Origin of the sequence: Pseudoalteromonas luteoviolacea, from assembly GCF_018100925.1 — a bacterium.
GTDB classification, from domain to species: Bacteria; Pseudomonadota; Gammaproteobacteria; order Enterobacterales; family Alteromonadaceae; genus Pseudoalteromonas; species Pseudoalteromonas obscura.
Map to the genome: position 1 here is coordinate 332862 of NZ_JAGJEH010000008.1, position 26319 is coordinate 359180.

22 protein-coding genes are annotated in these 26319 nt (G+C 42.8%); 11 read left to right on the forward strand and 11 right to left on the reverse strand.

What is annotated here, in order from left to right:
- The first annotated feature begins 129 nt into the window (after positions 1 to 129).
- The 3 genes from pomA (at position 130) to J8M00_RS18870 (ending at position 2553) form a co-directional block, all read left to right on the forward strand.
- Positions 130 to 897 carry a flagellar motor protein PomA gene (gene pomA / locus J8M00_RS18860; protein WP_023398909.1) on the forward strand — a complete coding sequence of 256 codons (768 nt, stop codon included), beginning with the start codon at positions 130 to 132 and terminating at the stop codon, positions 895 to 897.
- A 3-nt stretch (positions 898 to 900) separates the two neighbouring features.
- The gene (locus tag J8M00_RS18865) at positions 901 to 1836 is read left to right on the forward strand and encodes a flagellar motor protein MotB (RefSeq protein WP_211012055.1); all 936 of its coding nucleotides are present in this window, start codon (positions 901 to 903) and stop codon (positions 1834 to 1836) included.
- Between the two features lie 186 nt (positions 1837 to 2022).
- Positions 2023 to 2553 carry a hypothetical protein gene (locus tag J8M00_RS18870; protein ID WP_211012056.1) on the forward strand — a complete coding sequence of 177 codons (531 nt, stop codon included), beginning with the start codon at positions 2023 to 2025 and terminating at the stop codon, positions 2551 to 2553.
- Between the two features lie 49 nt (positions 2554 to 2602).
- Here J8M00_RS18870 and J8M00_RS18875 read toward each other — a convergent pair whose 3' ends face one another.
- From J8M00_RS18875 to putA, 3 genes are all read right to left on the reverse strand, one after another.
- Positions 2603 to 3478: a hypothetical protein gene (locus tag J8M00_RS18875; RefSeq protein WP_211012057.1), complete on the reverse strand. Its 876-nt coding sequence runs from the start codon at positions 3476 to 3478 to the stop codon at positions 2603 to 2605.
- A 134-nt stretch (positions 3479 to 3612) separates the two neighbouring features.
- Positions 3613 to 4812 (reverse strand): aromatic amino acid transport family protein, encoded by a 1200-nt coding sequence (locus J8M00_RS18880; protein WP_211012058.1) that lies wholly within the window; start codon positions 4810 to 4812, stop codon positions 3613 to 3615.
- Between the two features lie 250 nt (positions 4813 to 5062).
- Positions 5063 to 8866, reverse strand: coding sequence for a bifunctional proline dehydrogenase/L-glutamate gamma-semialdehyde dehydrogenase PutA (putA, locus tag J8M00_RS18885; protein WP_211012059.1), 3804 nt, complete (start codon positions 8864 to 8866; stop codon positions 5063 to 5065).
- A 279-nt stretch (positions 8867 to 9145) separates the two neighbouring features.
- Here putA and J8M00_RS18890 point away from each other — a divergent pair, with 279 nt between their 5' ends.
- From J8M00_RS18890 to J8M00_RS18920, 7 genes are all read left to right on the forward strand, one after another.
- Positions 9146 to 9634: a winged helix-turn-helix transcriptional regulator gene (locus J8M00_RS18890; RefSeq protein WP_023398915.1), complete on the forward strand. Its 489-nt coding sequence runs from the start codon at positions 9146 to 9148 to the stop codon at positions 9632 to 9634.
- Positions 9635 to 9949: 315 nt separating this feature from the next.
- A complete protein-coding gene (locus J8M00_RS18895) occupies positions 9950 to 10276 on the forward strand; it encodes a 2Fe-2S iron-sulfur cluster-binding protein (RefSeq protein ID WP_211012060.1) in 327 nt (108 codons plus the stop codon).
- Positions 10263 to 11666, forward strand: coding sequence for an NAD(P)/FAD-dependent oxidoreductase (locus tag J8M00_RS18900; protein WP_211012061.1), 1404 nt, complete (start codon positions 10263 to 10265; stop codon positions 11664 to 11666). Before J8M00_RS18895 ends, J8M00_RS18900 begins: the two co-directional genes overlap by 14 nt.
- Positions 11653 to 12870, forward strand: coding sequence for an NAD(P)/FAD-dependent oxidoreductase (locus J8M00_RS18905; protein WP_211012062.1), 1218 nt, complete (start codon positions 11653 to 11655; stop codon positions 12868 to 12870). The genes J8M00_RS18900 and J8M00_RS18905 overlap by 14 nt, the downstream gene beginning before the upstream one ends.
- Positions 12871 to 13054: 184 nt before the next feature.
- On the forward strand, positions 13055 to 16288 hold the full coding sequence (locus tag J8M00_RS18910; protein ID WP_211012063.1) for a S41 family peptidase: 3234 nt from the start codon (positions 13055 to 13057) through the stop codon (positions 16286 to 16288).
- Between the two features lie 73 nt (positions 16289 to 16361).
- Positions 16362 to 17105: an SDR family oxidoreductase gene (locus J8M00_RS18915; protein ID WP_211012064.1), complete on the forward strand. Its 744-nt coding sequence runs from the start codon at positions 16362 to 16364 to the stop codon at positions 17103 to 17105.
- Positions 17106 to 17417: 312 nt separating this feature from the next.
- On the forward strand, positions 17418 to 17840 hold the full coding sequence (locus tag J8M00_RS18920) for a hypothetical protein (RefSeq protein WP_211012065.1): 423 nt from the start codon (positions 17418 to 17420) through the stop codon (positions 17838 to 17840).
- Between the two features lie 103 nt (positions 17841 to 17943).
- Here J8M00_RS18920 and J8M00_RS18925 read toward each other — a convergent pair whose 3' ends face one another.
- On the reverse strand, positions 17944 to 18327 hold the full coding sequence (locus tag J8M00_RS18925; RefSeq protein WP_211012066.1) for a hypothetical protein: 384 nt from the start codon (positions 18325 to 18327) through the stop codon (positions 17944 to 17946).
- Between the two features lie 435 nt (positions 18328 to 18762).
- Between J8M00_RS18925 and J8M00_RS18930 the strand changes: the two genes are divergently transcribed.
- Entirely contained in the window at positions 18763 to 19569 is an 807-nt protein-coding gene (locus tag J8M00_RS18930) for a DUF4437 domain-containing protein (RefSeq protein ID WP_348772560.1), read from the forward strand.
- A 65-nt stretch (positions 19570 to 19634) separates the two neighbouring features.
- Here the strand turns inward: J8M00_RS18930 and J8M00_RS28350 are convergent, their stop codons facing one another.
- From J8M00_RS28350 to miaB, 7 genes are all read right to left on the reverse strand, one after another.
- A complete protein-coding gene (locus tag J8M00_RS28350; RefSeq protein WP_211012067.1) occupies positions 19635 to 20153 on the reverse strand; it encodes a GNAT family N-acetyltransferase in 519 nt (172 codons plus the stop codon).
- Positions 20150 to 20407: a hypothetical protein gene (locus tag J8M00_RS18940; protein WP_211012068.1), complete on the reverse strand. Its 258-nt coding sequence runs from the start codon at positions 20405 to 20407 to the stop codon at positions 20150 to 20152. The genes J8M00_RS28350 and J8M00_RS18940 overlap by 4 nt, the downstream gene beginning before the upstream one ends.
- Positions 20408 to 20606: 199 nt before the next feature.
- Complete coding sequence (lnt, locus tag J8M00_RS18945) at positions 20607 to 22184, reverse strand: apolipoprotein N-acyltransferase (protein WP_211012069.1); 1578 nt, start codon at positions 22182 to 22184, stop codon at positions 20607 to 20609.
- Positions 22162 to 23040, reverse strand: coding sequence for a CNNM family magnesium/cobalt transport protein CorC (corC, locus tag J8M00_RS18950; protein WP_023398934.1), 879 nt, complete (start codon positions 23038 to 23040; stop codon positions 22162 to 22164). Before corC ends, lnt begins: the two co-directional genes overlap by 23 nt.
- Before the next feature lie 18 nt (positions 23041 to 23058).
- Positions 23059 to 23520: an rRNA maturation RNase YbeY gene (ybeY, locus tag J8M00_RS18955; protein WP_211012070.1), complete on the reverse strand. Its 462-nt coding sequence runs from the start codon at positions 23518 to 23520 to the stop codon at positions 23059 to 23061.
- Positions 23517 to 24566 (reverse strand): PhoH family protein, encoded by a 1050-nt coding sequence (locus tag J8M00_RS18960; protein WP_211012071.1) that lies wholly within the window; start codon positions 24564 to 24566, stop codon positions 23517 to 23519. The genes ybeY and J8M00_RS18960 overlap by 4 nt, the downstream gene beginning before the upstream one ends.
- 54 nt (positions 24567 to 24620) lie before the next feature.
- Positions 24621 to 26054: a tRNA (N6-isopentenyl adenosine(37)-C2)-methylthiotransferase MiaB gene (gene miaB, locus J8M00_RS18965; RefSeq protein ID WP_023398937.1), complete on the reverse strand. Its 1434-nt coding sequence runs from the start codon at positions 26052 to 26054 to the stop codon at positions 24621 to 24623.
- Positions 26055 to 26319: the final 265 nt, after the last annotated feature.

Consider the following 26319-nt stretch of genomic DNA (forward strand, 5'->3'; position numbering starts at 1 on the left):
TTTGGGTTAATTCTCGCAATTTAAAGGCTTTTTAATATAATTGAATTAAGTTATTGCAAAACCTGCCGATAACTCAACGTATAAGAATAACTGCGTGATATCTCACGAATAAATGCCTTTGGAGGGTGTGTGGATTTAGCAACCGTTATAGGTATCCTAGGTGCTATAGGCCTTATTGTCATGTCTATGGTACTCAGTAGTGATGGGCAACTTGCCATGTTTTACAATACCCCGTCAGTCGTTATTGTATTTGGTGGCTCTATCTTTATTGTGTTGTCTAACTTTACATTGGCGCAGTTTTTAGGCATTGGTAAAGTGGCTGGTAAGGCGTTTATGTTTAAAATAGAAACGCCAGAGGAATTAATTGAAAAAGCAGTAGAACTTGCTGATTCTGCACGTAAGGGTGGGTTTCTCGCGCTAGAAGAGGCTGAAATTCCCAATCCATTTATGAGAAAGGGTGTCGATATGCTGGTCGACGGACACGATGCTGATGTGGTTCGAGCAACGCTACAAAAAGATATTGCACTGACTGCAAATCGCCATGAACTAGGTGCTGGATTATTTAAATCACTCGCTGATATCGCACCCGCGATGGGAATGATCGGTACGCTGATTGGCTTAGTTGCAATGCTATCTAATATGGATGACCCAAAAGCAATCGGACCTGCGATGGCTGTTGCATTATTAACGACCCTATACGGTGCGTTTTTAGCCAACGTTGTGGCTATTCCTATCCAAGTTAAATTAGAACTCAGAAAAGACGAAGAAGAGCGCAATCAGCGACTGATCTTGGATGCAATCTTGGGGATCCAAGATGGTCAAAATCCGAAAGTAATTGAAGGCATTTTGAAAAACTACCTGCCAGAGTCTAAACGTGGTGATGGTGGTGAGGAGTAAATAATGTCAGATGAGAACGAATGTAAATGCCCGCCCCCAGGGTTGCCTGCATGGATGGGGACGTTTGCAGATCTTATGTCTCTGCTTATGTGTTTCTTCGTTCTGCTACTGGCGTTTTCTGAGATGGATGTTCTGAAATTTAAGCAAATTGCGGGTTCTATGAAGTTTGCTTTTGGTGTTCAGAACAAGATAGAAGTTAAAGATATCCCCAAAGGTACAAGTGTCATCGCGATGGAGTTTACACCGGGAAAACCCGAACCGACCCCCATTGAAACCATTCAGCAACAAACAGTAGAAATGACCCAGCAAATGCTAGAGTTCCAAGCCGGTGAAGAGAGCTCGGCTGGTGGACGTCAAGAGCAGCGGGGCAATAAGCGCGGTGGTGAATCAGCCAGTACAGCACAAGAACAATCGATGACGCAAGCGGTTGCTGCCGCGGATCAGGAACAGGTAAACGAACTAGTCAAAAAAATCTCTCAGCAGTTAGAAAAGCAAATCATGGACGGGGCGATAGAATTAGAGTCATTAGGCCAACAAATTATCATTAGGATCCAAGAGAATGGCTCATTCCCGTCGGGCAGTGCTTTTTTACAACCTAAGTTCAAGCCTGTAATACACGATATTGCTGAATTACTTAAAGATGTACCGGGGGAGATAACTGTATCTGGACACACCGACGACTTCCAAGTTTCCAATGAGTTATATTTCAATAATTGGGATCTTTCAGCAACCCGAGCGGTTGCTGTGGCGAGCGAAATGCAAACAGTGAGTGGTTTTGACAAAAATAGAATGGTTGTGGTTGGCCATGCAGATACTCGTCCTTTAGTACCAAATGCCAACGATGTGGACAGAAAGCGCAATCGCCGGGTAGAAATATCAATTTTGCAGGGCAAAGCGAAGGAGTCTGATCCTATTGAAGTTAGAAGGGAAAATAACTAGAAAAGATTGCGTCAAAGCGTAATTTGGGCTACCGTATGATAGCTTTAATTTTCAAAAAACATCAAATTTTAAAGGAGTTTATAATGAATGCATTAAATAAATTCAACAGATTTCCAGGTGGTAACGGCAACGGTAATGATACCGGAGAGACAGAACCGAAGTAACTGATAAAATTAAGGTAAAGCGGTGTCTCTAGGCGAATATTTAGATAGTGCTGAGTTTGCTCTAAAATACTTAAACGCTATACTTGAAGTTTCATATATACTGGCTTTCATTTCAGTGTTCATCTATATCCTGAATAAAGATAAGATGGCATTGAGGTATTCGTGCTTGTGCTCGGCATTTTACATCATTGGTTTTTTTACTTTTCATCCATTAATTGAGCACGATCCTGACCGAGTTTATAGGTATATTGTTTGGGCACTGAATGACATTATCTTTATCGCAATAGTCGCCTATTGGGCACTACGAGATAAGATGTATATGTGGCAAAGTATTATGGTGCAACTCGTTGTTTTACCAGCTCCATTGTTACAATTATTCAGGCTTGTTGATATTCATCTAATGGATGCAAGTTATTCTGCTTATTTTTACCGTACTGTATTACCGATCGTTAATTTTATGACAGTAATGCTGTGTTTTGCTCCGCTGGTGATGTATTTTGGCAAGCGGGCTAAGCAATTGACTTGGCTTCAAGGTAAAGAGAAAGAGGGATAGAAACTTAGTCTCTCTTTTAATCCCTCCCGCAACATTTATACCTCTGTTTTTATAATTCCAGCTGATCGACCCTCAATGTTGCATTGCTCGCAGCGAAGCTCAATATTCCCGCAACTTTAACAGTGCTTTTATTGCCAAACTGATCCGGCAATATTACATTGGTTAAATCAAATTTGCAGTTTTCTAAGCCAATATCTTGGTTAACCCCTACTGATAGACAGTGTGTTTCTCTTTCTAACCCAACTTGTTTTTCTTCACAAAAAGCAGGGTCCAATTTATTTACTGCGTTCGATGCGACTGACTGTACTCGGAGAGTGAGATCCAGTGTGGAACTGTTACATGTGAGCTTAACAGCCGTTGTATTGGTATTCTGGTTGCCAAATGTGATCAGGTTATTGTCTTGATCTCGATAATGAATCGTCAGTTGAGCAGCATCAAAGGGCTGGCTAATAGTGTCAGGTTGACCTTTATTGCGCCAATCCGCCAAAGATGTAAAGTCAGGTAGGGGCGTGTTAAAAATTAGCTCAGGCGCGTAGTAATATAACTCTCCTTGCTTGAAGCTGCTGTTGCTTGCTCCTTGCCAAGTTTCAGCACTGGTAGAACCAAAGGCCGCGGCGGCTAACATACATGGAGCCTTTTCGGATGACAGTGTATGAGTGGCACCTAAAGAGTGTTTATCGGCATAGAGTCTGAATTCTGGTTTAGGTTGTAATGCTTCGCTTTCTGCATGCCAAAACACACTAGAAAACTCAAATTGATTGAGCGAACGTTCGGCTGTGAAGTTTGCGCCACAGTCACTATTTTGTTGTTGTGTTGTCGGTGTATTTGGCTCTGCAGTGTTATCTTTTTGTAGCGGTGTGTCACTTTCACCGCCGCATGCGCTCAGTAGCAATAATGGCACGCAAGCCATTGTAACCCTAATCATAATTTACTCCTTGGTAACTGAGTCAATTATATTCATATCAGGGAGGTTAAAGCGATACTTGAATTGTAAAAAGTGGTAATGCATTCCTACATTTTTGATATGGATTAGGCTGAGAGCCTAATCCATTTTTGCATTTACCCTAGGGCAGGGATCACGCCAAACATTTGCAGGCCTTGCGCTGAAATAATTAATACGCCACATAGACCCGCACATATTAATCCCAGATTGCCACCTTGTACTTGATAACCTGAGTTTTGTACTTTTCGTTGTTGCCAAACCATGGCGACAGGTAAAAAAACGGCTAAAACGACTAAGGCTATCGCAGCGTAACCTAAGGCCATGATAAAGCCTTCTGGGTAGAAGAGTGCAAACCCCAGCGGTGGAGTGAATGTGATCAGTGCGGTTTTTACTCTATCTAACCCTGAATTTTGTTGCTTGAATGCGTCGGCAAAAAAGTCAAATAATCCAAGGCTTACACCTAAAAATGAAGTGGCGAGTGCGAGATCAGCAAAGATAGTCACAAAGGTATGCACTTGGCTATTGTGTGCAATGTTCGAAATCGCGGCGACAAAACCAGGCAAACCAGCACTTTGTAGTAACGCTTCTTGTGCCATGACTCCTTGACTTAACAACTGCCAAAAAACGTAGATAGTTAATGGCAGTGCGGCACCGGCAATCATGACTCGGCGTAAGGTTTTTATGTCTAAACCAACGTATTTGACAATCGATGGAATAGAGCCATGAAAGCCAAATGAAGTAAAAATAACTGGAATAGCAGATAGGATAAGGCCTTGCTCCATTGGCATGTTGAGTAGGTGTTGACCATGGACATAAGGAGTAAGAACAAAGAATAAGCTTGCCAAAACAATGATTTTAATTGTGAATAGTATTCTGTTCAACTTATCAACGGTGCTGGTACCTAGCGCGACGATTGTGGCAACCAGTAGTGCTAAAACAATAGAGCCAACTTGCGGCGCAATCTCCATCCCTGTAAAGCTACTGAGCTTGTCTTGTAGCTGAGAGCCTCCACCTGCGATATAGGCTGCGCATAAAGCGTAAAACAGGAATACCATTGAGAAGTTTGCAATGTATTGGCCTTTTTTACCGAGAATTTGCTTTGCTAAGGTGTTCAGTGTCGCTTCTTTATTTGCAAATTGATGCACTTCTAGCATGAGCAGGGCGGTGTAGGTCATCAGCAACCAAGTTGCAATGATCAATATTAGCGAGGTTGAAAACCCAAGTCCTGCTGATGCAATTGGCAGCGCCAGCATACCTGCGCCAATTGTCGTACCTGCGACAATGAGCATACTACCTAGCGTTTTATTATTAAGCACAAATTGCCCCTATATTTGTGAGAGAAACAGGCACAATATACTGGACTGAGAAAAATTGAAATAGTTTTGCTGCAAATCAAAATGAAAGTTTGTAATTTGTGTTTTACAAAAGTTAACTCACTTTACAAGGGTGATGTTAACTTGTTGATTTTATGTGTGGTAAATAATGAGCTGAGAAGGCTGGGTTTTCTCTAGAGACAAAAAAGCCAGCTTGCGCTGGCTTTTTTAAAGAGGCTACTTAGTGCCAAAGTTAGGCATCGTCTTCTACCAATGTCATCAGTGAGGTGTTGCCACCTGATGCAGTTGTGTCGATACTGATGGTTTTTTCAGTTACGAGGCGCCCTAGTAGCGTATCGTAGTACTCAGCACTGATCACAGGCAAGATGGCACCACTGCGGGCAGCAAGTTGGGTGCTTACATAGCCTTTGCGCTCACAACCATTACCAACGACGGCACCCGCAAGGTGCTCATGGGCCAAGATTGCTGGTAGCTGATTTAGTTTAGCAACTTGAAGTACGCCCTCAGCAATTCCACTATTTAGTAGTTTTTCTCTAAACGCGATCGCTTCTTCATGAAATAAGTCAGATACGACGGTGATAACAGTGTTACCTGCTGCTAAAGCAGTGATCACAGAAAGCACCCAGAAGTTGAAAGAGGTGTCTTTATCTGCATAACAAACCACACAGCCACGCGATTCGTAGCGCAATGTATTTGACTCACCTGTTGGGCCTGGTAATTCAATTACGGTATCTAGACGCTTTTCAACACGGATAAGCTGCTCACGCGCATCAGCTAATGTCTTATTCAAATCATCAGCAAGGGTATCTAAGATCTCGACTTTCGCAAGTTTAGCCAGTAGCTGACGCACCGCTGATACACGATCGTTTAGTGGCATTGCACGCCAAGCCTTCTCGTCACGTTTTGATAGCGACATCATGCGTGATACTTGCTCTTGCGCACCTTGGTAAGCCGTGATCTCTTCGTTATCTATTTTAAGATTAGTCGCCTGAATGTTTTGCTCTGCTTGGTTTTCTTTTACCAAACGGGCAATGTAGTTTGGACCACCTGCTTTTGGACCTGTACCAGAAAGGCCACGACCCCCAAACGGCTGTACCCCAACAACAGCACCAATCATATTACGGTTTACGTAGATGTTACCCGCACGAGATAGCTTAGCGAGGTATTCTGCACGCTCTTCGATACGTGTATGGATACCCATTGTAAGACCAAAGCCTGTGCTGTTTACTTGATCGATCACATTATCTATATCACTGCCCTTAAAGCGGATCACGTGAACACATGGACCGAATACTTCTTTTTTCAGCACTGAAAGGTCACTGATCTCATATAAGCGTGGTGCAAAGAAAAAGTGACCGTTATCGCCCATATCAGGTAGTGAACACTCATAATGTAGTGTTGCATTACCTTTTAGGTATTCAACGTGCTCATTCAGTGCATTCAAGGCTTTCTGGTCAATCACTGGACCCACATCAGTAGACAGGTGTGCAGGATCGCCAATGTGCAACTCTTGCATTGCGCCTTTGATCATGTTGATCACTTTGTCTGCGATCTCTTCTTGTACAAACAGTACACGTAGTGCAGAACAACGCTGACCGGCACTTTGGAAACCGGAAGAGATAACATCATCAACAACTTGCTCAGGCAGTGCTGTTGAGTCAACGATCATACAGTTTTGACCACCTGTCTCTGCAATTAGAGGGACTTGATCACCGCCGCGCTCAGCAAGCGTTTGCGAAATACGCGTTCCCGTCTCTGTAGAGCCTGTGAACATCACCGTTTGGACACGTGTATCTGGCACGATGTGCTTACCAACTTCACTACCACGTGCAATAACAGGCTGTACGATGCCTTTCGGTAAACCTACTTCTTCCATTAGCTCAATAGTGCGAAGGGCAACCAAGGATGTTTGCTCTGCCGGTTTTGCGATAACCGTGTTACCTGTAACGATAGCCGCAGCAACCTGTCCAAGGAAGATTGCCAGAGGGAAGTTCCAAGGGCTGATACATAAGATCACACCGCGTGGGCTAAAGCGCTCATCCAGTGCAAGTTCTTCTGCTTTTGCTGCGTAGTAGCGGCAAAAATCAACGGCTTCACGTACTTCATCGATGCCATCTTGGGTGATTTTACCCGCTTCTTTGATACACATCGCGATAAGTTCATCACGATGACGCTCAAGTGCATCACCTGTACGTCGCAGAATTTCTGCACGCTCGCTTACTGGCGTCTGTGACCAAGTTGCAAAAGCGGCTTCTGCGCTAGCAACAAGCTGCTGCATTTCTTGCGCGTCTTGGTGGCGGATAGAGCCAACTACTTCGCTGTGGTTTGCTGGGTTTAATACCGCTTCGTGACCTTCAGGCACATCTGCTGCTGTGATCAGGTTTTCATCAACCCACTTTTGTAAGTTGTCACGCATTGGCGTGATGTGGTTGATGTTGGTTAAATCTAACCCTTTAGAGTTGTTGCGCTCTTCGCCGTATAGATCGATAGGCAAAGTGATCTGCATGTTGCGCTTGTGCTTAACTCGTTGGATCTTTTCAACCGGATCTTCAAGTAGTGACTCAACAGGCATAGACTCATCAACAATCGCGTTTACGAATGACGAGTTTGCGCCATTTTCAAGGAGACGACGAACAAGGTAAGCAAGTAGGTCTTCGTGCTGACCAACCGGTGCGTATACGCGACACTGCACTTTGTCTTCTGTTACTACTTGGTTGTACAGTGAGTCACCCATGCCGTGCAGACACTGGAACTCGAAGTTATTGAATTCACCATTGGCAAGTTCAAGGATAGTTGCAGCTGAATAGGCGTTGTGCGTTGCAAACTGAGGGAAAATCACTTCACGTGCGTTCATGAGTTTGATAGCACATGCTTTATAAGAGACGTCAGTCGTTGCTTTACGCGTAAATACCGGGAAGTCTTCAAGACCATCAGTTTGCGTCAGTTTGACTTCAGTATCCCAGTAAGCACCTTTTACAAGACGAACCATCATCTTGCGACCAACGCGACGACATAGCGCTTCAAGCCAGTCAATAACCCAAATAGCACGTTTTTGATATGCCTGTACAGCAAGACCAAAGCCATTCCAGTTGCCCAGTGCGTCATCTGAGAATACCGCTTCGATGATATCTAAAGAGATATCCAAACGATCCGCTTCTTCAGCATCTACCGTGAAATTAATGTCATATTGCTTTGCAGCAAGCGCCAATTCTTTAAGCTTAGGCACAAGCTCAGCAATCACACGGTCACGGTGCGTAAACTCATAACGAGGGTGGATAGCGGATAGTTTTACAGAAATACCCGGGCTCTTAATTGGACCACGGCCGTTAGCTGCTTTACCAATGACGTGAATAGCTGTCATATAGCTGTTGAAGTAACGCTCGGCATCAGCCATTGTGCGCGCGCCTTCACCTAGCATATCGTATGAGTATGCGTAACCTGTTGCTTCTTTCTCTTTGGCGCGTTCAAGTGCAGCTTCAATCGTGGTGCCCATAACAAATTGTTGGCCCATAATTTTCATTGCATACTGCACTGATTTACGAATAGCTGGCTCACCAATGCGACCCATGGTGCGCTTTAGTAAACCAAATTGCTCTTCTTTATTTTTGTCCGCGTAGTTAACCATTTTACCAGTTAACAATAGGCCCCAGCTTGATGCATTTACAAATAGTGAATCACTATTCCCTAAGTGCGAGCTCCAGTCACCCTTGCTAAGTTTATCGCGAATTAACATGTCCTGTGTTTGTGCATCAGGCACACGTAAAAGTGCTTCTGCTAAACACATCAGTACAACACCTTCTTCAGAAGATAGAGAGTACTCTTCTAGTAGTGCGTCTACACCGCCTTGACCGTGTTGGTCTTTACGGATATTTAATACCATCTGACGAGCACGTTCCCATGCGCGAGTACGGGCAGAAACACCGACCTCAGCCAATGGTAAAATGTGATCGATAACAGTTTCTTCATCAATGCGGTAGAAGTCACGGATCTTTTGACGGATCGGACACTGGGTTGTTAAGTCGCCTTGAAATAGCATAGGTTAAACCCTCTATTGAAAACCTAAATACTACAGAAAGCACAGTCTTAGACTGTAGTCGCTTTCTTGCATCGTTATACAGAAACGAATGCTGCGTAATTATGCGGTGGTTAAATTTTAGTCCCTTTATTACCAGATACAAAAAGTTCATCTGAAAAAGGAACAGCTATAAGAATTTCCGAGCATTGTATAGAAAGAGCAGCAGAATGTGCTGTCTTATTTTTATGAATTACGGTAAATTTGCGTTTTATTAGACCTTATCTCAGCATTTTATACTGTATGACGACTTCAATAAAAACCCGCGTTTTAGATCGGATCGACCAAGCCATTTTGGATGAACTGCAAAAAAATGGCCGTATTTCAAATGTTAACCTAGCAAAAGCAGTTAATTTAAGTCCCAGCCCTTGTCTTGATCGCGTAAAAAAATTGGAGTCAGAAGGGTATATAGAAGGATATACAGCGAGACTAAATGCACAAAAACTTGGGCAACAGCTCGTTGCACATGTCGAAATTACTTTGAAAAGCTCGACCGAGTCAGTATTTGAAACATTCAAGCAGCATGTTGTAGAAATACCTCATGTTGTGGCATGCGATATGGTGGCTGGTGGGTTTGATTATTTATTGAAAATCCGAGTGTCGGATATGCGACAGTATCGAGAAGTGCTTGGACAAATTGTGGAAATTCCAGGTGTTGGTACAAATCACACTTATATGGTGATAGAACACGTTAAGGAAGATAGTGGTGTCACAATATTACCAAAAGGTTAATTCTAATCTTTAAATACGGCTTGATTTTGGCTGGGGGGTTACTCTGAAGTCGGGTTCTAATAAATTTAGTGATAGAAGGGTAATTTATTTTTATATTTGTTTTAAGTTACTAATATGATGAAAAAATACTAACTATTTAAAATCTTTTGGATCACGTTTTTTTGGAAAAATATATTACATGGCATTACAGATAGACCCTTTCTATCGCTTTCTTAATTTAGATCAACAAATATTTAACCGTTGTAAAAAATAGGTTTTTATTGGCAGTTTTTTACCCTAGGCTGAATTGACATTTGGCAATGCAAAGGTAAAAAAATGACATCAGCGACGCGTACAAAGGATATTACGCCCTTAGACTCTATTACATTTAAAGTTTTCATAGATGAGCAGCCAATAACTGCGTGTGAAGGTGAAACCGTCTTATCGGTGTTACAAGCGGCAGACATGAAGCGTATTTGTGAGAATGACCGCAAAGTGGTATCTGGAGCATATTGTGCTATGGGTGTGTGCCACTGCTGCCACATTAAGGTCAACAAGCGCTATAAACAAAGAGCTTGTCAAACACTTGTCGAACCAAATATGCAAGTCGAAACCTTGAGTAATCGCTTTAAAGATAAGGGGTTAAACCATGGAAAAGTCTAACCCAGTTGTCATTGTTGGTGGCGGGCCATCAGGTACTGCCGCAGCAGCATTACTCGGAAAATATCGGATCCCATCAATCATAATTGATGAAGCGCCTAAGATTGGTGGCGTAATATATCGTGGGCCATTACGTAAAACGGCCACATTGCCCCACTTAGATGACAACTTGCAACGCGCGATGAGTGCGCTGCGTCGACGTTACGAAAATTATAAGTCATTTATCGAATTAAAGTTACAAACACGGGTTTTAGGGCCGGAGGGAAAGCAGTCATTATTGTTAAATGAAGGCGGCGGACTGACAACACAAAAGTACGATGAGCTTATACTAGCGACGGGTTGTCATGAGCGCAGTATCCCATTTCCTGGCTGGCAATTACCGGGGGTAATGCTACTTGGAGGTGTTCAATTACAGATTAAAAGCGGGCTGGTAAAACCGGGCACAAAAATGGCGCTAGTAGGTACTGGACCACTGTTGCCACTTGTTGCTTGTCAATTACACAAAGCAGGTGTCAATGTTATCGGTGTATACGAAGCAAGTGCATTTAATAAACTGGCTAAAGAAGCCGTCGCTTTGTTGAACAAACCAAAACTAACGCTGAGTGGCCTCAGCATGATGAGCTATCTAAAAAAACATCAGATACCGTTTTATTATGGCTATGGCGTGGTCAATGCACAGGGCGATGCGCATTTAGAGCGTGTTACTGTTGCTCCTTATGATCAATATTGGCGAGCAGATCTTAGCCAGGCAAAATCAATAGAGGTTGATGCAATTGGCGTTGGCTATGGGTTTGTAGCCCGTACTCAGCTCGCTATGTTGTTGGGGTTAGAGCATACGTATACGAAGGTAAGCGGTTACATTCCCGTACTTAGCAGTGAGTTCGAAAGTAACCAAACAAAGACATATGTTGTAGGGGATAGCACCGGATTGCTGGGCGCTGATGCAGCAATTTGCGAAGGCCAAATTGCTGCATTGAACATCGTAAAGCAGCGCGGAATATTGAGCGCTACTGAAGCGAAAAAAGAACAAGCAAAAATAGCGCGTAAACATGCCAGAATAAAACGTTTTAGATTTGGCTTTGATCGTTTTAGTGAGCGTCAATCTGGTTTGCTTGAGTTAGCGCAAGATGACACTGTGGTCTGTCGCTGCGAGCAAGCTACAAAGAGACAACTTGAACAAGCAATTTCAGAGGGCGTTAAAGATCTGACGACACTGAAAATGCGCACTCGAATAGGCATGGGTGACTGCCAAGGTAAAACATGTAGTAGCTTTGCGCTCGATTTGCTACATCAAGCGGGCCATAACAAAGATACCGGTGTGATAAAGCCACGCTTTCCGCTCGACCCTATCCCTTTTACTTTTATGGAAGAATCATTAAATGAACAAGTATGATGTCATTATTGCTGGCGGTGGTGCTGTAGGGGCTGCATGTGCTTATTTTTTGAGTCGTGATACGGATTTAAAAATAGCCTTAGTTGATATAAAAAAAGCAGGCAATGCGTCGCGCGCTTCGGCTGGTGGGTTGTGGGCTATTGGTGAATCAGTTGGGTTAGGGTGCGGAGTTATATTTTTTAAGACGTTGTCTAAATTACACAGTGAAGCGCAGGGAGAGGAGATCCCAACCATGCGCCCACATCAATTGCCGGACTGCTTTTTTGAATTTGCGCTCAAATCCAATGCCATGTACCCAGAGTTATATGAGGAGTTACGTAATAAACACAGTGTTGATTTTAAGTTTGAGCGTACCGGCCTTAAATTCATCATGTATAACCGTGAAGATGAGTTGTACGCCGATCAAATCGTCAGTGGTATTCCTCATTTGCGCGATCAGATCCGTTGGCTTGATGCCAAGCAACTTAAAGAAGAAGAGCCTTTTGTGACACCTGACGCCATCGGTGCTATAGACTTCATTTGCGATCACCAAGTAAACCCTTATCGTTTAGTTGAATCGTATACAGAGGCCGCTAGACAAAATGGCGTGGAGCTTTTTTTAAATACCGAAATTCAACAGGTACTCAGAGAGGGTAAGCGTGTCGTCGGTATTCAGACTGCTTCAGGTGAGCTGCGTTGCGACACCTTGGTAAATGCAACAGGCGCTTGGGCAAATTCGCTATTTAAACAAGCAACGGGACGCGATATGCCCGTTTATCCTGTAAAAGGACAAATCGTATTATCTGAACGTATGCCTAAAATTATGAATGGCTGTATCAGTACGAGTGATTGTTATATTGCGCAAAAAGACAATGGGGAGATACTCATAGGTTCCTCTACTGAGGAAAAGGGGTTCGACACCACCAATAGCTTAGACAAAATTCAGGAGTTGTCTCGAGGGGCTATGAAGTGCCTACCCATTTTAAACGAGTCAAATATCAAACGTTGTTGGGCGGGTCTTAGGCCGGGCACGCCGGATGAGTTGCCAATCTTAGGTAAGGTGCCGGGGGTAGAGGGATACCTCAATGCTTGTGGTCACTTTAGAACCGGTATTTTAACTTCTGCGATTACAGGTAAATTGATCACAGAATTAGTCACAGAGCAACCGACTTCCATTGACTTGACACCTTTTAGCGTCGCACGTTTTTTTGACGAACCAGCCTAATCCATAGCACCTCAAATATAGTTGGCTCGCGGTGAATACTTCGAGCCATATATTCACCAATTTACATTATGTGACAATTATTATGCTCTAATTGATGGATATTTTTGTGCTTTTTGTCGCATCAGCCTGACTTTATGAGTGAAATTGTTATCATGTAACAGTCAAATATATATACGAGATAATAATGAAAATTAAGCACTTGTTTGCAGCGATGGCTGCTGTGCTTGGGCCTCTTGCCAGCCCTATGGCGAGCGCCTACAGCACTGAAGATACCCGTTTATTACGCTTTCCTGATATTCACAAAGAACACGTAACTTTTGTTTACTCTGGCGATATTTACGTGGCCAATACCAACACAGGTAAAAGTACACGTTTGACGGATCACATTGGTTTTGAGACGTTCCCTAAGTTTTCACCTGATGGTGAAAAAATTGCATTTGCGGCGGAGTACAATGGTAGTCGTCAGATCTACGTTATTAATCGTGATGGTTCAGGCTTAAAACAGCTTACTTACTACAACGATGTCGGCCCGATGCCACCGCGTGGTGGTTTTGATTATCGTGTTTTAGACTGGACGCCAGATGGCAAACACGTAGTGTTCCGTGCTAACCGCACGCCATGGGGTAAACGTATGGGTCGCCCTTATATGGTACCAGTTGAAGGTGGTTTAGAGCAGCCGCTTGCGATCCCGGAAGGTGGTGGTGGTATGTTATCTGGTGACGGCAGCAAATTTGTATACACGCCTATTGACCGTGAATTCCGCACTTGGAAGCGCTCGCGCGGTGGTCGTGCGCAAGATGTATGGGTATATGATTTAGAAAAAAATACTTCCAAGCAACTGACAACACACCGAGCAACAGATCAGCAGCCAACTTGGGTAAACGACAGCATTTACTTTGTATCTGATAGAGATTACACACTGAACCTTTACAAATATCGTGAAGGTAAAAAGCCAGTTAAAATGACTGATCACAAAGAGTTTGATGTATTGTGGCCATCAGCGGGACCAGACTCAATTGTGTATGAAAACGGTGGTTATTTATATCGCTTCAATGAAGCAAATAAAATGACGGAAAAGCTGACAATTAATGTTGATGGCGTACGAAAATCAGCACTGCCTTACACTAAAAATGTCAGTAAATTCATCGACTCAATGGACGTTTCTCACGATGGTAAGCGCGCTGTATTTACCGCTCGTGGTGAGATTTTCTCTGTGCCTGTTAAAAATGGGCCCACGCGTAACTTATCACACACGCCAGTAGGCCGTGAAATTGCCGCGACTTGGTCACCAAACGCCCGCTATATTGCTTATTTGAGCGATGTAACTGGTGAATATGAGATTTACCTGAAAGATCGCGCAAATAATAATGCTGTAAAACAACTGACAGACAACGGCACAATTTGGCGATTTGATCCAATTTGGTCACCGGACAACAGTAAGCTTTTGTTTGCTGACAAAGACCATATCGTATGGTGGTTAGATGTCGAAAGTGGCAAATTACACCAAGTAGATCGCGGCCTTCACGACGATGATGGGATCACGCAATATACATGGTCACCAAATAGTAAAGACATCGTTTTTGTTAAAAACAATGAAAACCGCTACTCATCACTTTGGCATTACAATGTCGATAGCAAAAAGCTAAACCGTTTAACGGATGACATGACCTCAGAAGCTAACCCGACGTTCTCTGATGATGGCCAATATATTTATTTCACGTCAGAGCGCGATTATAACTTAGCATTTAGCTCATACGAATTTGCCTACCTATTTAACCGTGCAACACGTATTTACTCGGTTGCGGTGAATGACAGCATTAAGCCAATTAATGCGCCGCAAAGTGATGAAACATCGATAGTGAGTGATGAAGAGTCGAATAAGGACAAAGCTGAATCAGATACTCATATTCAAGTAGATGGTTTTATGGCGCGGGTTGTTTCACTACCAGCACCTGCGGGTAACTATCGTGACCTGACAGGTGTTAAAGGCGGCGTTCTTACGCTAAGTGGTGGCGCACTTAAGTTGGTTGAAAACAAGGCTGACGGCAAAATCAGTACGGTTGCTAAAGGTGTCAGCGAGTATAAAGTCTCGGCAAATCGCAAACATGTTATTGCACGCGCGGGCGCTAAGTATAGTGTGATCAAGCCACAGGCAAAGCAGGATTTAAAAGCGAATCAGCTAGATCTTAGCAAGATGAATTTGAAGATCGATCCGCGTGTAGAGTGGTCGCAAATGTATACAGAAGGTTGGCGCACTCTACGTGACTGGTTCTACGACGAAAACCATCATGGACAAGATTGGGATGCACTGCTGAAGCGTTACCAGCCTATGGCCGATGCAGCAGCACATCGCACAGATATTGATTATGTGCTGAGTGAAATTGCTGGTGAAATCAATGCTGGCCACATTTATGTTCAGTCTGGTGATGAGCCAAAAGGCGAGCGTAAAAAACATGGCCTACTTGGTGCTGAAGTGGCAAGCCACCGCTCAGGTTTCGTGACGATTAAGCACATCTTTAAAGGTGAGAACTGGCATGAAGATTTCCGTTCTCCGTTAAACGAAACAGGTGTGCGCGCCAGCGAAGGTGACTTCATTTTGGCTGTGAATGGTCGCAATGTGAATGAAGTCAGTAACTTCTATGAACTATTGGAAAATACTCAGGGCGAACAAGTTGAGCTTATTTTGAGTAAGTCACCTAGCTTTGATGACAGCTGGAAAATCACGGTTAAGCCTGTTAAGAGCGAAACCGGTTTACGTTACTTACAATGGGTTGAATCGCGTAAAGCTTATGTTGAGCAATTATCAGGTGGTCGCATTGGGTATGTACATTTGCCAAATACAGCCTACGAAGGTAACCGTTCGATGTTCAAGAACTTTATGCCACAAACAACCAAAGAGGCGATGATCATTGATGACCGTTACAATGGTGGTGGCTTTATTCCTGAACATGTGATCACTTGGCTAGCGCGTAAGCCGCTTAACTATTGGAAGCGCCGTGGTGTTACACCAACAAAAACGCCACAATTTGCGCATGATGGACCAAAAGCTATGTTGATCAATGGCTATTCAAGTTCAGGCGGCGATGCTATTCCTTATTACTTCCGCCAAGCTGGGTTAGGAAAGTTAATTGGTACGCGTACATGGGGTGGCCTAATTGGTATCTCTGGCAACCCAAGACTTGTAGATGGTGGTCAGGTGATCGCTGCGACGTTCCGTATTCTGGATAATGACGGTAACTGGATCATTGAAAATGAAGGGGTAGTGCCTGACATTGAAGTGATAGACCGCCCTGAACTTATTCAGGCAGGTAAAGATCCATCAGTTGAACGCGCAGTTAAAGAGCTATTAAAAGAGCTTGAAGACAACCCTAAAAAGAAACTAACCGTGCCACCGGCACCGACAAAGTTTATTGACTAGGGTAGTTTAGTGAGTTTATAGACTAGGTAATTATAAAAGGGGCATAGCCCCTTTTTTTGTTTAAGGAGAACAAATGAAAGTTGTATTGATCACCGGGGGGAGTCGTGGCATTGGCGCTGCGAGTGCAAAGAGTTTAGCGGCTGAAGGGTATGCTGTTGCCATTAACTATAAATCAAATCACCAAGCTGCTGAGCAGGTAAAAAAAGAGATCCTGTCTGCTGGTGGTAAAGCAGAACTTTTTCAGGCTGATGTGAGTGATGAGCGGCAAGTCGTTGATATGTTCAAAGCGATTCAAATGCGTTTGGGGTTAGTAACGCATCTTGTCAATAACGCGGGGGTGTTGCAAACACAAATGCGCGTAGAAGACATGAGCGCCGAGCGCATTAATTGGATGTTGATGCAAAATGTCACGCCGTATTTTATTTGTGCCCGCGAGGCAATAAAGCATATACGTCAGTCTAAACAAGTAAACAGGTGTGCAATTGTGAATGTGTCTTCTGCGGCGTCTTATCTTGGTGGAGCAAACGAATATGTTGATTACGCTGCTGCAAAAGGGGCAATAGATAGCTTTACCACAGGTTTGTCGTTAGAGCTTGCCCCAGAGGGCATTCGTGTGAACTGTGTACGCCCCGGCTGTATCTATACTGATATACATGCCGATGGTGGTGAGCCTGGCAGAGTCGATAGAGTTGCTGAATTATTGCCAATGAAGCGAGGTGGTACAGCACAAGAAGTCGCAAACGCTGTAGTATGGTTATTAAGCGATGGAGCTTCCTATGCGACAGGCACATTTATCGATTTAGCAGGTGGAAAATAACAGGGCTTTTAAGCCCTTTTGTACCAGCGCTGATAAAACAGTGGCGCGTTAAGATTGTGAATTACCACCCAAGAAAATGTTCAACCAGATGTGAGTGATGAGCTTTTTAGTATCGGCGTATATGTTTTAAGACATTAACAGTTAGATTCTGTGGTTGGTTTCTCGCTGTTATATAAAGCAGTCGTGCTGTTCAGTTGTATGAAGGGGAGAGTGTTAGGCACATTATGACGACCTTGGAACTTATCTATCCAATTACTTGTGACTGAGCTAGTATCGGTTGGTATGAGTTTATCAGTTGAGAGAAGATTAGAGATGCTTCCAAAAGTAAAAGTTTCCAAGTCGGTCGTCGCGTCGTTATACATTCTGCCTATTTCAGTATTGGCTTTTTTACTCTTGCTGGTGTTCGTCCCTATTGAGCATAAAGTGGGATACTATATAACATTATTTTTTGCTTTATTTTCGATGGTGAATTGTATTTATAGTGTTGTATGCTCCTTTTTTATTCTCAGAGCTTATCACTCCGTAGCAAATGCTCGGCACCGTGCATTTGATTATTTAGTACTATGTATATTGAATGTGTTTGCTGGTTATCACTTTTGGAGAAAGATAAAAAGGAAAGAACAAGCTGATGAGATAGAAATCGATTTGCAGTGGAAGTTCAGTGTACTAGACGTCTTTTATATTGCATGGGTTTTTATTGCTATCGTGAGCAGTAAGCTGATGTACGGTGCGTAGCCATCAAACCTATTAGTTAGCCAAGCCGATTTTTTATCAGTGAATTGATAGTCAGAAAATGTACCAAACAAGCCGCATTGTGCGGCTTGTACATAAACTACGGTTAGAATGTTGCGTAGTTTGCTTGAATGTAGATGTTATTGCCCTCGTGATCACCACAAATACCTGAGAATTGAAGCGGTGTATTGGTATTTTTTGAATGCATGGCCAGGTCAAACATACGTTCTGCACCTGGCGAGCTTGCAGGAATATAAGCATAAATTGCAGATGGACAACCCGGTGCTTCCCAAGTTGTATTTACACCGCTTTGTGCAGTTTCATTACTGTCAAATGAAGCAAAGTAATAATATGCATTGCCATGGAATACTTCAACGCGTACTTCCTTGACGACTTTATCTGCAGTTACAACAGTCGCAGCTCCCGGTTGAGCTGCTTGAGCGAAACCTGAAGATAGAACAAGTGACGCGACTAATGCTAATTTTTTCATATTAATATCCTTTGTTTTTTTGATTTTAAATCCGCTGGTTATTATATTTAAAAAATGCATTTTTTAAATGGTGGCGTGGTTTTAAATGATATATTTAATTTATTTATTTATTAATTAATTTATTTTCTTCTTTTAAAGTTGTTTTTATAAATTTATTAATTTGTTTCTTACTTTTAAAGGAGTTTTTATAAATTTTTTATTGTTTATGATTTCGATGAAAATCTAAAATGAGCCCATAGAGCTAGGTGGTGTTATCGACATTTTTAACCATGTTTGTTCAAGTTCGTCTATCCGTTTACAAGAACTCTCCAATTATCAATAAAATCTTAATTATGTTTCTTTATTTATGGTTATTATCAAGTTTAGTGATGGGAATTACTCTTGAGTTTGGAGGAAGCCAATGTGCTCTCATCAGCTCAAAACATAGGAGAAAGCGTGGTAAATCGTTGTAAGTTAATTTTAGTTGGTCTGTTTTTATTCAATAGTCATATTGCAAGTAGTAAAGAGCCAGACATACGCGCTATAGAGCAGCTCCAATGGACGCCGTTAAACCCATTACGTGGAGATGCGAGCCCTCGAGCCGCAGACTTGTGGGGAAACCGCCAAAAAGGCGGTGCCACTGGTTTTTTAGTAAAGTTTAAACCAGGGTTTACTTCACCTCCACACATTCATAATGTGAGCTATCGAGGCATTGTTATCAAAGGCCTTGTACATAATGATGATCCTGAAGCTCGTGATATGTGGCTTTCAGTAGGCTCTTTTTGGACACAGCCAGCGGGAGATGCACATATTACTGCGGCAAAAGATCAAGTTAATATCGCTTACATTGAAATTGATAGCGGTCCATATCTAGTACACCCAAAAGAGCAAGCATTTGACAATGGTGAGCAGGCAATGAATGTCGCCTCATCAAACTTAGTTTGGCTTAATGCGAGTGATATAAAATGGACAGACACCAAGTACAATGTGCAACGCGCATTTTTATGGGGTGATACTTCTGTTGGTAATTTAAATGGTAGCCTAATTAAATTACCAGTTGGCTTTTCAGGGAAACTAGTAAGTGAGGGGGACACCTTTCATGCAGTGGTCATTAGCGGGCAAATAAGGTATGAATCGCAAAGCGTTTCACTTAAAGTCGGCAGTTACTTTGGGCAGAGCAAAGTGCATCGTGTCAAGGTAATACAAGATACCCAAATTTATATACGCACCAATAGTAAAATCCACATTGTAGAAGACAAATAATAAAGGCCGACAAAAACGAAGTTCCTTCGCCCTTATCAAAGAGGGCGAAGATTGATTCCTTATGATTATAATTTCAGGTGCTTGTAATAATAACTTGTACTATGAAATCGTCCTTCCTGATCAGATACATAATTGGGGATCTGCCCCACTTTAGTGTAACCGGAGGCCTGATAAAATAGCTCAGCATTGTCTCCACTTTGCGTGTCTAATACGAGAAGCTGAATACCTTGCTTCAAAGCTTGTGACTCTACATAAGCCATTAATTTAGTTGCATACCCTTTTCGATGGGCGCGGGGCTGGACTAAGAGTTTTTCTACTTCTGCGCGATGGCGACCGTTTTGCTTGTGGCAGAGTGCCAGCTGCACAGTGGCTTGCACTTCATTGTTATCATACAAGATGTATAAAAGTCTTAGCTTGTTCTCCAGCTCTCTATTAACAGATTGCCAGTACTTAGTAAGAATGTTTGACTCAGACGCTTTGTAAAACCCAAGTGAAGCGCCACTATCAATACAGCAACCTAAAAGCTCTGTGAGCGCGTTTTGGTTGCTGGTAGAGAGGTGAGTGAGATGTTCTACGGTGATCACTTAACAACCTTACTTTCTAATATTGCGATATGGGAATCAAGTTCGCAAAGCTGCTGAAACAGTTTAATGCGTTTCAATTGTAGTTGTGTAAGCTGTTTTGATTGGGTTGTGTTATATGCCCTTACAGCCTTGTATAGGCGCTGTTGTGAAATGTGACAAGACTTGGCACTTTCGCTAATACTAAAGCCTTTTTCATTTACCATGTGTAGAGCACGGTGCAAATTGGCTGGTGGTTTTAAGGCGTTGATGTCCATGTTAGAACCCTTATTCACTTGATAGAGCAAATCAGGAAAGAAAGAATAATGCCAATATTTAAGTCTTTATTAATCAATCTGTTATATTTTTTGGCGGTCTAGGAGTGAGCCAAAAAGGTGCTTATGTCTCTAAAGTTGCACCAAGATGGTGGAGGGCATTTGACAAAAAGCTTATTCGGGTTGCTATATACTGGGCAAATTAGAAAAATGCTTTTTCCATTTTTGAAGTGAAATAGCTTTTGGCATTACTCAATAAAACGAGAATTAGGAGTAACCCAACAAACAGCCAAACAGGCGTATGACCGTGCTTACTAAAAAAGCTATGGCCGGATATCAGTTTTAATTCTGTACTTAGTATATCACTGGTAAATTGCGGGATCGTAATCTGCTGGTTTGAGATTGGGTCGTAGACGCCACTTATTCCATTGTTGGTCACCCTGACAAGAGGTCTTTGTAGTTCCTGTGCACGCATTCTTGCAATTTGCATATGCTGGTGTGGGCCATGAGAATCTCCAAACCACGCATCATTACTCACAGTAAATAAGATATCAGACGCTTGGGTGTAGTTTCCTCGTACAAGCTCACTAAATGCTATTTCGTAGCAAATAGCTGGTAAAACATGTATTCCATTGGCGACTAGGTTATTTTGCACAGCGTCACCGCGAGAAAAAGAAGACATTGGCAGATCAAAAAGAGGTGCAAGTGGTCTAAGCAAATCTTCAAAAGGAACAAATTCGCCAATTGGCAATAACTGATGTTTTTGGTATCGATTACGGTGGAGATAGCGATACTGCCCTTCACTGTCATCACGTTGCTTTTTCCCCAAGACAATGAGGGTGTTGTACACATTGCGAGTATCAAACTGGTAATCAGGAATACCTGTAATTAAGGCGGTATTGTTAAACGCGGCAGCTTTGTCCAAATTAATCAGATAATCAAAAGCATAATCTTCTATTTCAGGGATAGCGGCTTCTGGCCAAACAACCAAGTCAGCATCCGTCCAATTTGGACGAGTCATATCTTGGTATTTTGACATAGTAGGCCAAAACTGTTCGGGCTCCCAGCGCAAGCTTTGGGCAATATTTCCCTGCACTAACAGGGTTTTGAGCTGTTGGCCACTATAACGTGTATCTGAAGTTTGTGTAGTGAGCAAATACAGTAGTGCGATAGGAAGTAAAGTGGCGGCAGCGGCTTTGTAGCGCTGATAACGTATTAACCAGTAAAGTGCGTAGCTCAATGCGACACATATTAAGGTCAGTCCAAACTCTCCTATCCAAGGAGCGAGAGTTTTAAGCGGTGAGTCTGTAAGCGTATAGCCAAAGCTAAGCCATGGAAAGCCGGTTAATAAGCTCCCTCTTAGATACTCTGTGATTGCAAACCCGCTGATAAGGAGCGCTAGTTTTTGCCAATGTTGTTTGCCGTAGCGGGCTGCAAAGGCAAATGCCAAAGCTGGATAAATTGCTAAATAGGCACACAGTAAGGCCATTGCTAAAATGGAAGCAAAAATAGGTAAGCCGCCAAATTGTGCAATAGACACATGGACCCAGCTAATACCTATAGCAAACCACCCAAAACCAAATAGAAAACCGTACTTAGCCGCTTGTTTTGGAGTCGGTTGATCAGTAACGTAAATGGCAATGGCAAGGCACAATAAGACTAATGGCCAAATGCCAAATGGGGCATATGCAAAGGTTAATGCACAGCCTGCGCTTAACGCAAGCCATGCATACTTATCTTTTACGAGTGAGATAAGCTTATTCAGCGGTGTCTTCAACATGCTCTGTTTTCGGAACAGTGACCTGAAGTTGTAGTATACGACGGTTATCTGAGTTTGTTACTTTAAACTGCAGCGGCTCGACATCAATGATTTCACCTTTGCTCGGCATATGGCCAAATGCGTGTAAGATGATCCCACCTATGGTGTCTGCTTCTTGTGTATCATATTCAGTTTTAAAGTACTCATTAAACTCATCAAGAGGTGTTAATGCCTGTACATTAAATACGTGTTTTGAGAGCTGGCGAATATCTTGTTGCTCATCTTCGTCATCATGCTCATCTTCTATTTCACCGACGATGGTTTCGAGAATATCTTCAATGGTAACAAGACCGGAGACGCCGCCATATTCATCAATGACAATTGCCATATGGTAGCGCTTTTGTCTAAATTCGTTGAGTAAAGTGTCTACACGTTTACTTTCGGGGACTACAATTGCCGGACGTAAATACTCTTTGATAGCTGGTAGCGTACCATTGCGCTTTAAAATTAAAGGCAATAAATCTTTTGCTAGCAAAATACCTTCTACATGGTCTTTGTCTTCGCATACTACTGGAAAGCGAGAGTGACTTGATTCAACCATGGCTGGAAGTTGCGACTCTAAGTCTTGCTCCACATCAAGGGTTATCATTTGAGATCGAGGTATCATAATGTCACGTACTTTGAGCTCTGAAACGCTCAATACACCTTCCATCATGTCTTTGGTCTCAGGGTCGATAAGTGCTCGTTCTTGAGCATCAGCAATGACTTCTACCAACTCTTCTTTATTTTGGGGTTCCCCTTGCAGCATCTGAGTGATGCGTCCCAGCCAGTTTCTGCTAGAAGAACCCTGGCTACTTTGCGAGTTATCGTCGCTCATTGTAGTTCTTTACTCCAATTAATTAATATCATCACGATAAGGGTCAGCTATTCCCAAATCGGCTAAAAATTCTTTTTCAAGACTTTCCATTTCCATGGCGTCTTGTTCATTTATATGGTCAAAGCCCAATAAATGCAAGCACCCATGTATGACCATGTGAGCAAAATGATCGTGGAAAGATTTCTCCTGCTCCTGTGCCTCACGAAAAACCACCTGAGGACAGATAATTAAGTCACCAACCAAGGGCAATTCAATACCTGGTGGCGCTTCAAATGGGAAAGACAAAACATTGGTCGGTTTGTCTTTGCCACGGTATTGGCTGTTTAACTCTTGGCTCTCAGCTTCGTCGGCAATACGTATTGTGACTTCCGCGTATTCTCTATACGGTAGAAGTGCTTTTTCGGCCCAGTTTTGAAACTGTGCCTCATTGGGCAGATTGCCAAACTCGCAGGCCAGCTGCAAATCTACATCAACACTCATGATTCAGGACCCTGTTGTTCAGTAGTTTGTTGTCTTGCTTTTTGCTTTGCGACTTTTTCTTGACGCTCTTGCTCTTCTTTTGCTTCATATGCTTCCACAATTCGTGCCACAACTGGGTGACGAACTACATCGTGTGATTTAAAGAAGTTAAATGATATCTCATCGACATTGCTGAGTACTTCAATGGCATGACGCAGACCTGAACGTGCGCCCCTCGGTAAGTCAACCTGAGTAATATCACCTGTAATAACGGCTTTTGAATTAAAACCGATACGAGTTAAGAACATTTTCATTTGTTCAGTTGTGGTATTTTGGCTCTCATCTAGGATGATAAAGGCATCGTTCAATGTTCTACCGCGCATGTATGCAAGTGGTGCTACTTCTATGACATTTTTTTCAATTAAGCGTTCAACTTTTTCGAAACCAAGCATTTCAAATAAGGCGTCATAAAGAGGGCGCAAGTAGGGGTCAATTTTCTGAGTTAAATCACCAGGTAAAAAGCCCAGTTTCTCTCCCGCTTCTACGGCAGGCCGAGTAAGGAGAATACGTCTTATTTCTTGTCTTTCTAACGCATCTACAGCGGCAGCGACTGCGAGGTAGGTTTTACCGGTACCTGCAGGGCCAATACCAAAGCTAATGTCATGGGTTAGGATATTGGCGACGTATTGACTTTGATTTGGGTTACGCGGTTTGACGACACCGCGTCGAGTTTTAATAAAGACCTCTTTTTCCCAAACGTTAGGCGCATCTTGTTCTAGGCAATTTGCTTCGGTAATTGCCAAATGCACGTTGTCAGGCTCAATGTCTTTGGATTTGCCTTTTACTGGCTGAGTATCAACATACAGAGACTTTATAATGTCCACAGCGGCTTTGGCTGTGACTTGATTGCCTGTGACTTTAAACCAATTGTCTCTATGTGCGACTTCGACACCTAGACGGCGTTCAATTTGTTTTAGATTATCGTCAAAAGGACCACAAAGAGAAGAGAGGCGGTTATTGTCGGCAGGTTCTAGATAAAACTCAATATTCTTTACTTGATTGCTCAAAATGACTTCCTAAGATTGAATGCGCCAGCAAAGTGCTGGCGCAAAACAGATGTTCTATGGTGTAAAGGTTGCAACACCAATCTCATTGGCTTCAGGTTCTGAAGGCGCTCTGCTTAAGATATCTGACGGTGCAACATCACGGCGCAAGTCCATTTCAGACTCAGTACGAATTAACTCGCCACGTAGTGAGTTAGGTAGCGCCTCTGTAATACGTACGTCAACGAATTGACCGATCACTGAATGTGGGCCTTCAAAGTTCACAACACGGTTGTTCTCTGTACGCCCGCGCAGTTCCATTGGGTTCTTTTTCGAAGGACCTTCAACCAAAATACGTTGCTCAGTATCAAACATCTTACGGCTGATATCTTGTGCCATTTGGTTGATACGGTTTTGTAAAAGATACAGACGCTCTTTCTTTTCTTGCTCAGGTACATCATCAGGCAAGTCTGCCGCTGGGGTTCCTGGACGCGCTGAGTAAATGAAGCTGAAGCTCATATCAAAGCCAATCGCGTTGATAAGGTTCATTGTTTCTTCAAAGTCAGCTTTGCTTTCGCCAGGGAAACCAATGATGAAATCTGAACTCATACTTAGGTTTGGACGGATCTTACGCAGTTTACGGATAGTTGACTTGTACTCAAGCGCGGTGTGGCCTCGCTTCATTAGGTTAAGTACGCGGTCTGAGCCACTTTGTACAGGTAGATGCAGGTGATCTACTAGCTCAGGCACATCTTTATAAGCTTCGATGATGTCTGGCGTAAACTCAACTGGGTGAGAAGTCGTATAACGGATGCGGTCAATACCATCAATGGCTGCGACGTAACGCAATAGATCTGAGAAGTAGCATACTTCACCGTCATGCATCTCACCGCGAAATGCATTTACGTTTTGACCCAAAAGGTTTACTTCACGTACGCCTTGCTCTGCAAGCTGAGCAACTTCTAAAATAACATCATCAAGAGGACGACTTACCTCTTCACCACGTGTGTAAGGAACTACGCAGAATGTACAATATTTAGAACAGCCTTCCATGATCGATACAAATGCACTAGGGCCTTCAGCTTTCGGTTCTGGTAGGCGGTCAAATTTTTCGATTTCAGGGAAAGAAATGTCAACGACAGAACCTTCTTTGCTCTGAACCTGCTTAATCATTTCAGGTAGACGGTGAAGTGTCTGAGGACCGAATACGATATCAACAAAAGGTGCACGTTGACGGATTGTGTCACCTTCTTGAGAAGCTACGCAGCCACCCACACCGATAACCAAATCAGGATTATCTTCTTTTAATAGTTTCCAACGACCCAATTGGTGAAATACTTTCTCTTGTGCCTTCTCTCGAATTGAACACGTATTGAGTAGGATCACATCCGCCTGTTCAGCTTCCTCTGTCAGCTGATAGCCATTGGTGGCATCAAGCAGATCCGCCATTTTCTGGGAGTCATATTCATTCATTTGACAGCCCCAGGTTTTGATATGCAATTTTTTACCCATTGAAATAAAGCCTCGTTTTCAATTCGATGATCAGCACAACGTCTTGCCAGTTAATAAAATACCCCTACAACTGGCAAACACTTACTAAAATAGCTTAAAAAGAGGCGTATTTTATCTGACCTATAGTCACTAGCCAAGTATAGATTTCATCTTTCAAAGTAGGGATCAAGGACGGTTGTAATTATTCGACTACAATCATGCAAAGAGATCTTTTTCTCACTAATTAAGATACAATGTAAATACACCAGCTAATTTAGGCAAATTT

Coding starts and splice junctions, on each gene's coding strand:
- J8M00_RS18865 (WP_211012055.1), top strand. CDS start 901: ATGTCAGATGAGAACGAATGTAAATGCCCGCCCCCAGGGTTGCCTGCA.
- J8M00_RS18875 (WP_211012057.1), bottom strand. CDS start 3,478: ATGATTAGGGTTACAATGGCTTGCGTGCCATTATTGCTACTGAGCGCA.
- miaB (WP_023398937.1), bottom strand. CDS start 26,054: ATGGGTAAAAAATTGCATATCAAAACCTGGGGCTGTCAAATGAATGAA.
- lnt (WP_211012069.1), bottom strand. CDS start 22,184: ATGTTGAAGACACCGCTGAATAAGCTTATCTCACTCGTAAAAGATAAG.
- J8M00_RS18905 (WP_211012062.1), top strand. CDS start 11,653: ATGAACAAGTATGATGTCATTATTGCTGGCGGTGGTGCTGTAGGGGCT.
- ybeY (WP_211012070.1), bottom strand. CDS start 23,520: ATGAGTGTTGATGTAGATTTGCAGCTGGCCTGCGAGTTTGGCAATCTG.
- J8M00_RS18895 (WP_211012060.1), top strand. CDS start 9,950: ATGACATCAGCGACGCGTACAAAGGATATTACGCCCTTAGACTCTATT.
- J8M00_RS18940 (WP_211012068.1), bottom strand. CDS start 20,407: ATGGACATCAACGCCTTAAAACCACCAGCCAATTTGCACCGTGCTCTA.
- putA (WP_211012059.1), bottom strand. CDS start 8,866: ATGCTATTTCAAGGCGACTTAACAACCCAGTGTCCGATCCGTCAAAAG.
- J8M00_RS18915 (WP_211012064.1), top strand. CDS start 16,362: ATGAAAGTTGTATTGATCACCGGGGGGAGTCGTGGCATTGGCGCTGCG.
- J8M00_RS18925 (WP_211012066.1), bottom strand. CDS start 18,327: ATGAAAAAATTAGCATTAGTCGCGTCACTTGTTCTATCTTCAGGTTTC.
- J8M00_RS18890 (WP_023398915.1), top strand. CDS start 9,146: ATGACGACTTCAATAAAAACCCGCGTTTTAGATCGGATCGACCAAGCC.
- J8M00_RS18910 (WP_211012063.1), top strand. CDS start 13,055: ATGAAAATTAAGCACTTGTTTGCAGCGATGGCTGCTGTGCTTGGGCCT.
- J8M00_RS18900 (WP_211012061.1), top strand. CDS start 10,263: ATGGAAAAGTCTAACCCAGTTGTCATTGTTGGTGGCGGGCCATCAGGT.
- J8M00_RS18920 (WP_211012065.1), top strand. CDS start 17,418: ATGCTTCCAAAAGTAAAAGTTTCCAAGTCGGTCGTCGCGTCGTTATAC.
- corC (WP_023398934.1), bottom strand. CDS start 23,040: ATGAGCGACGATAACTCGCAAAGTAGCCAGGGTTCTTCTAGCAGAAAC.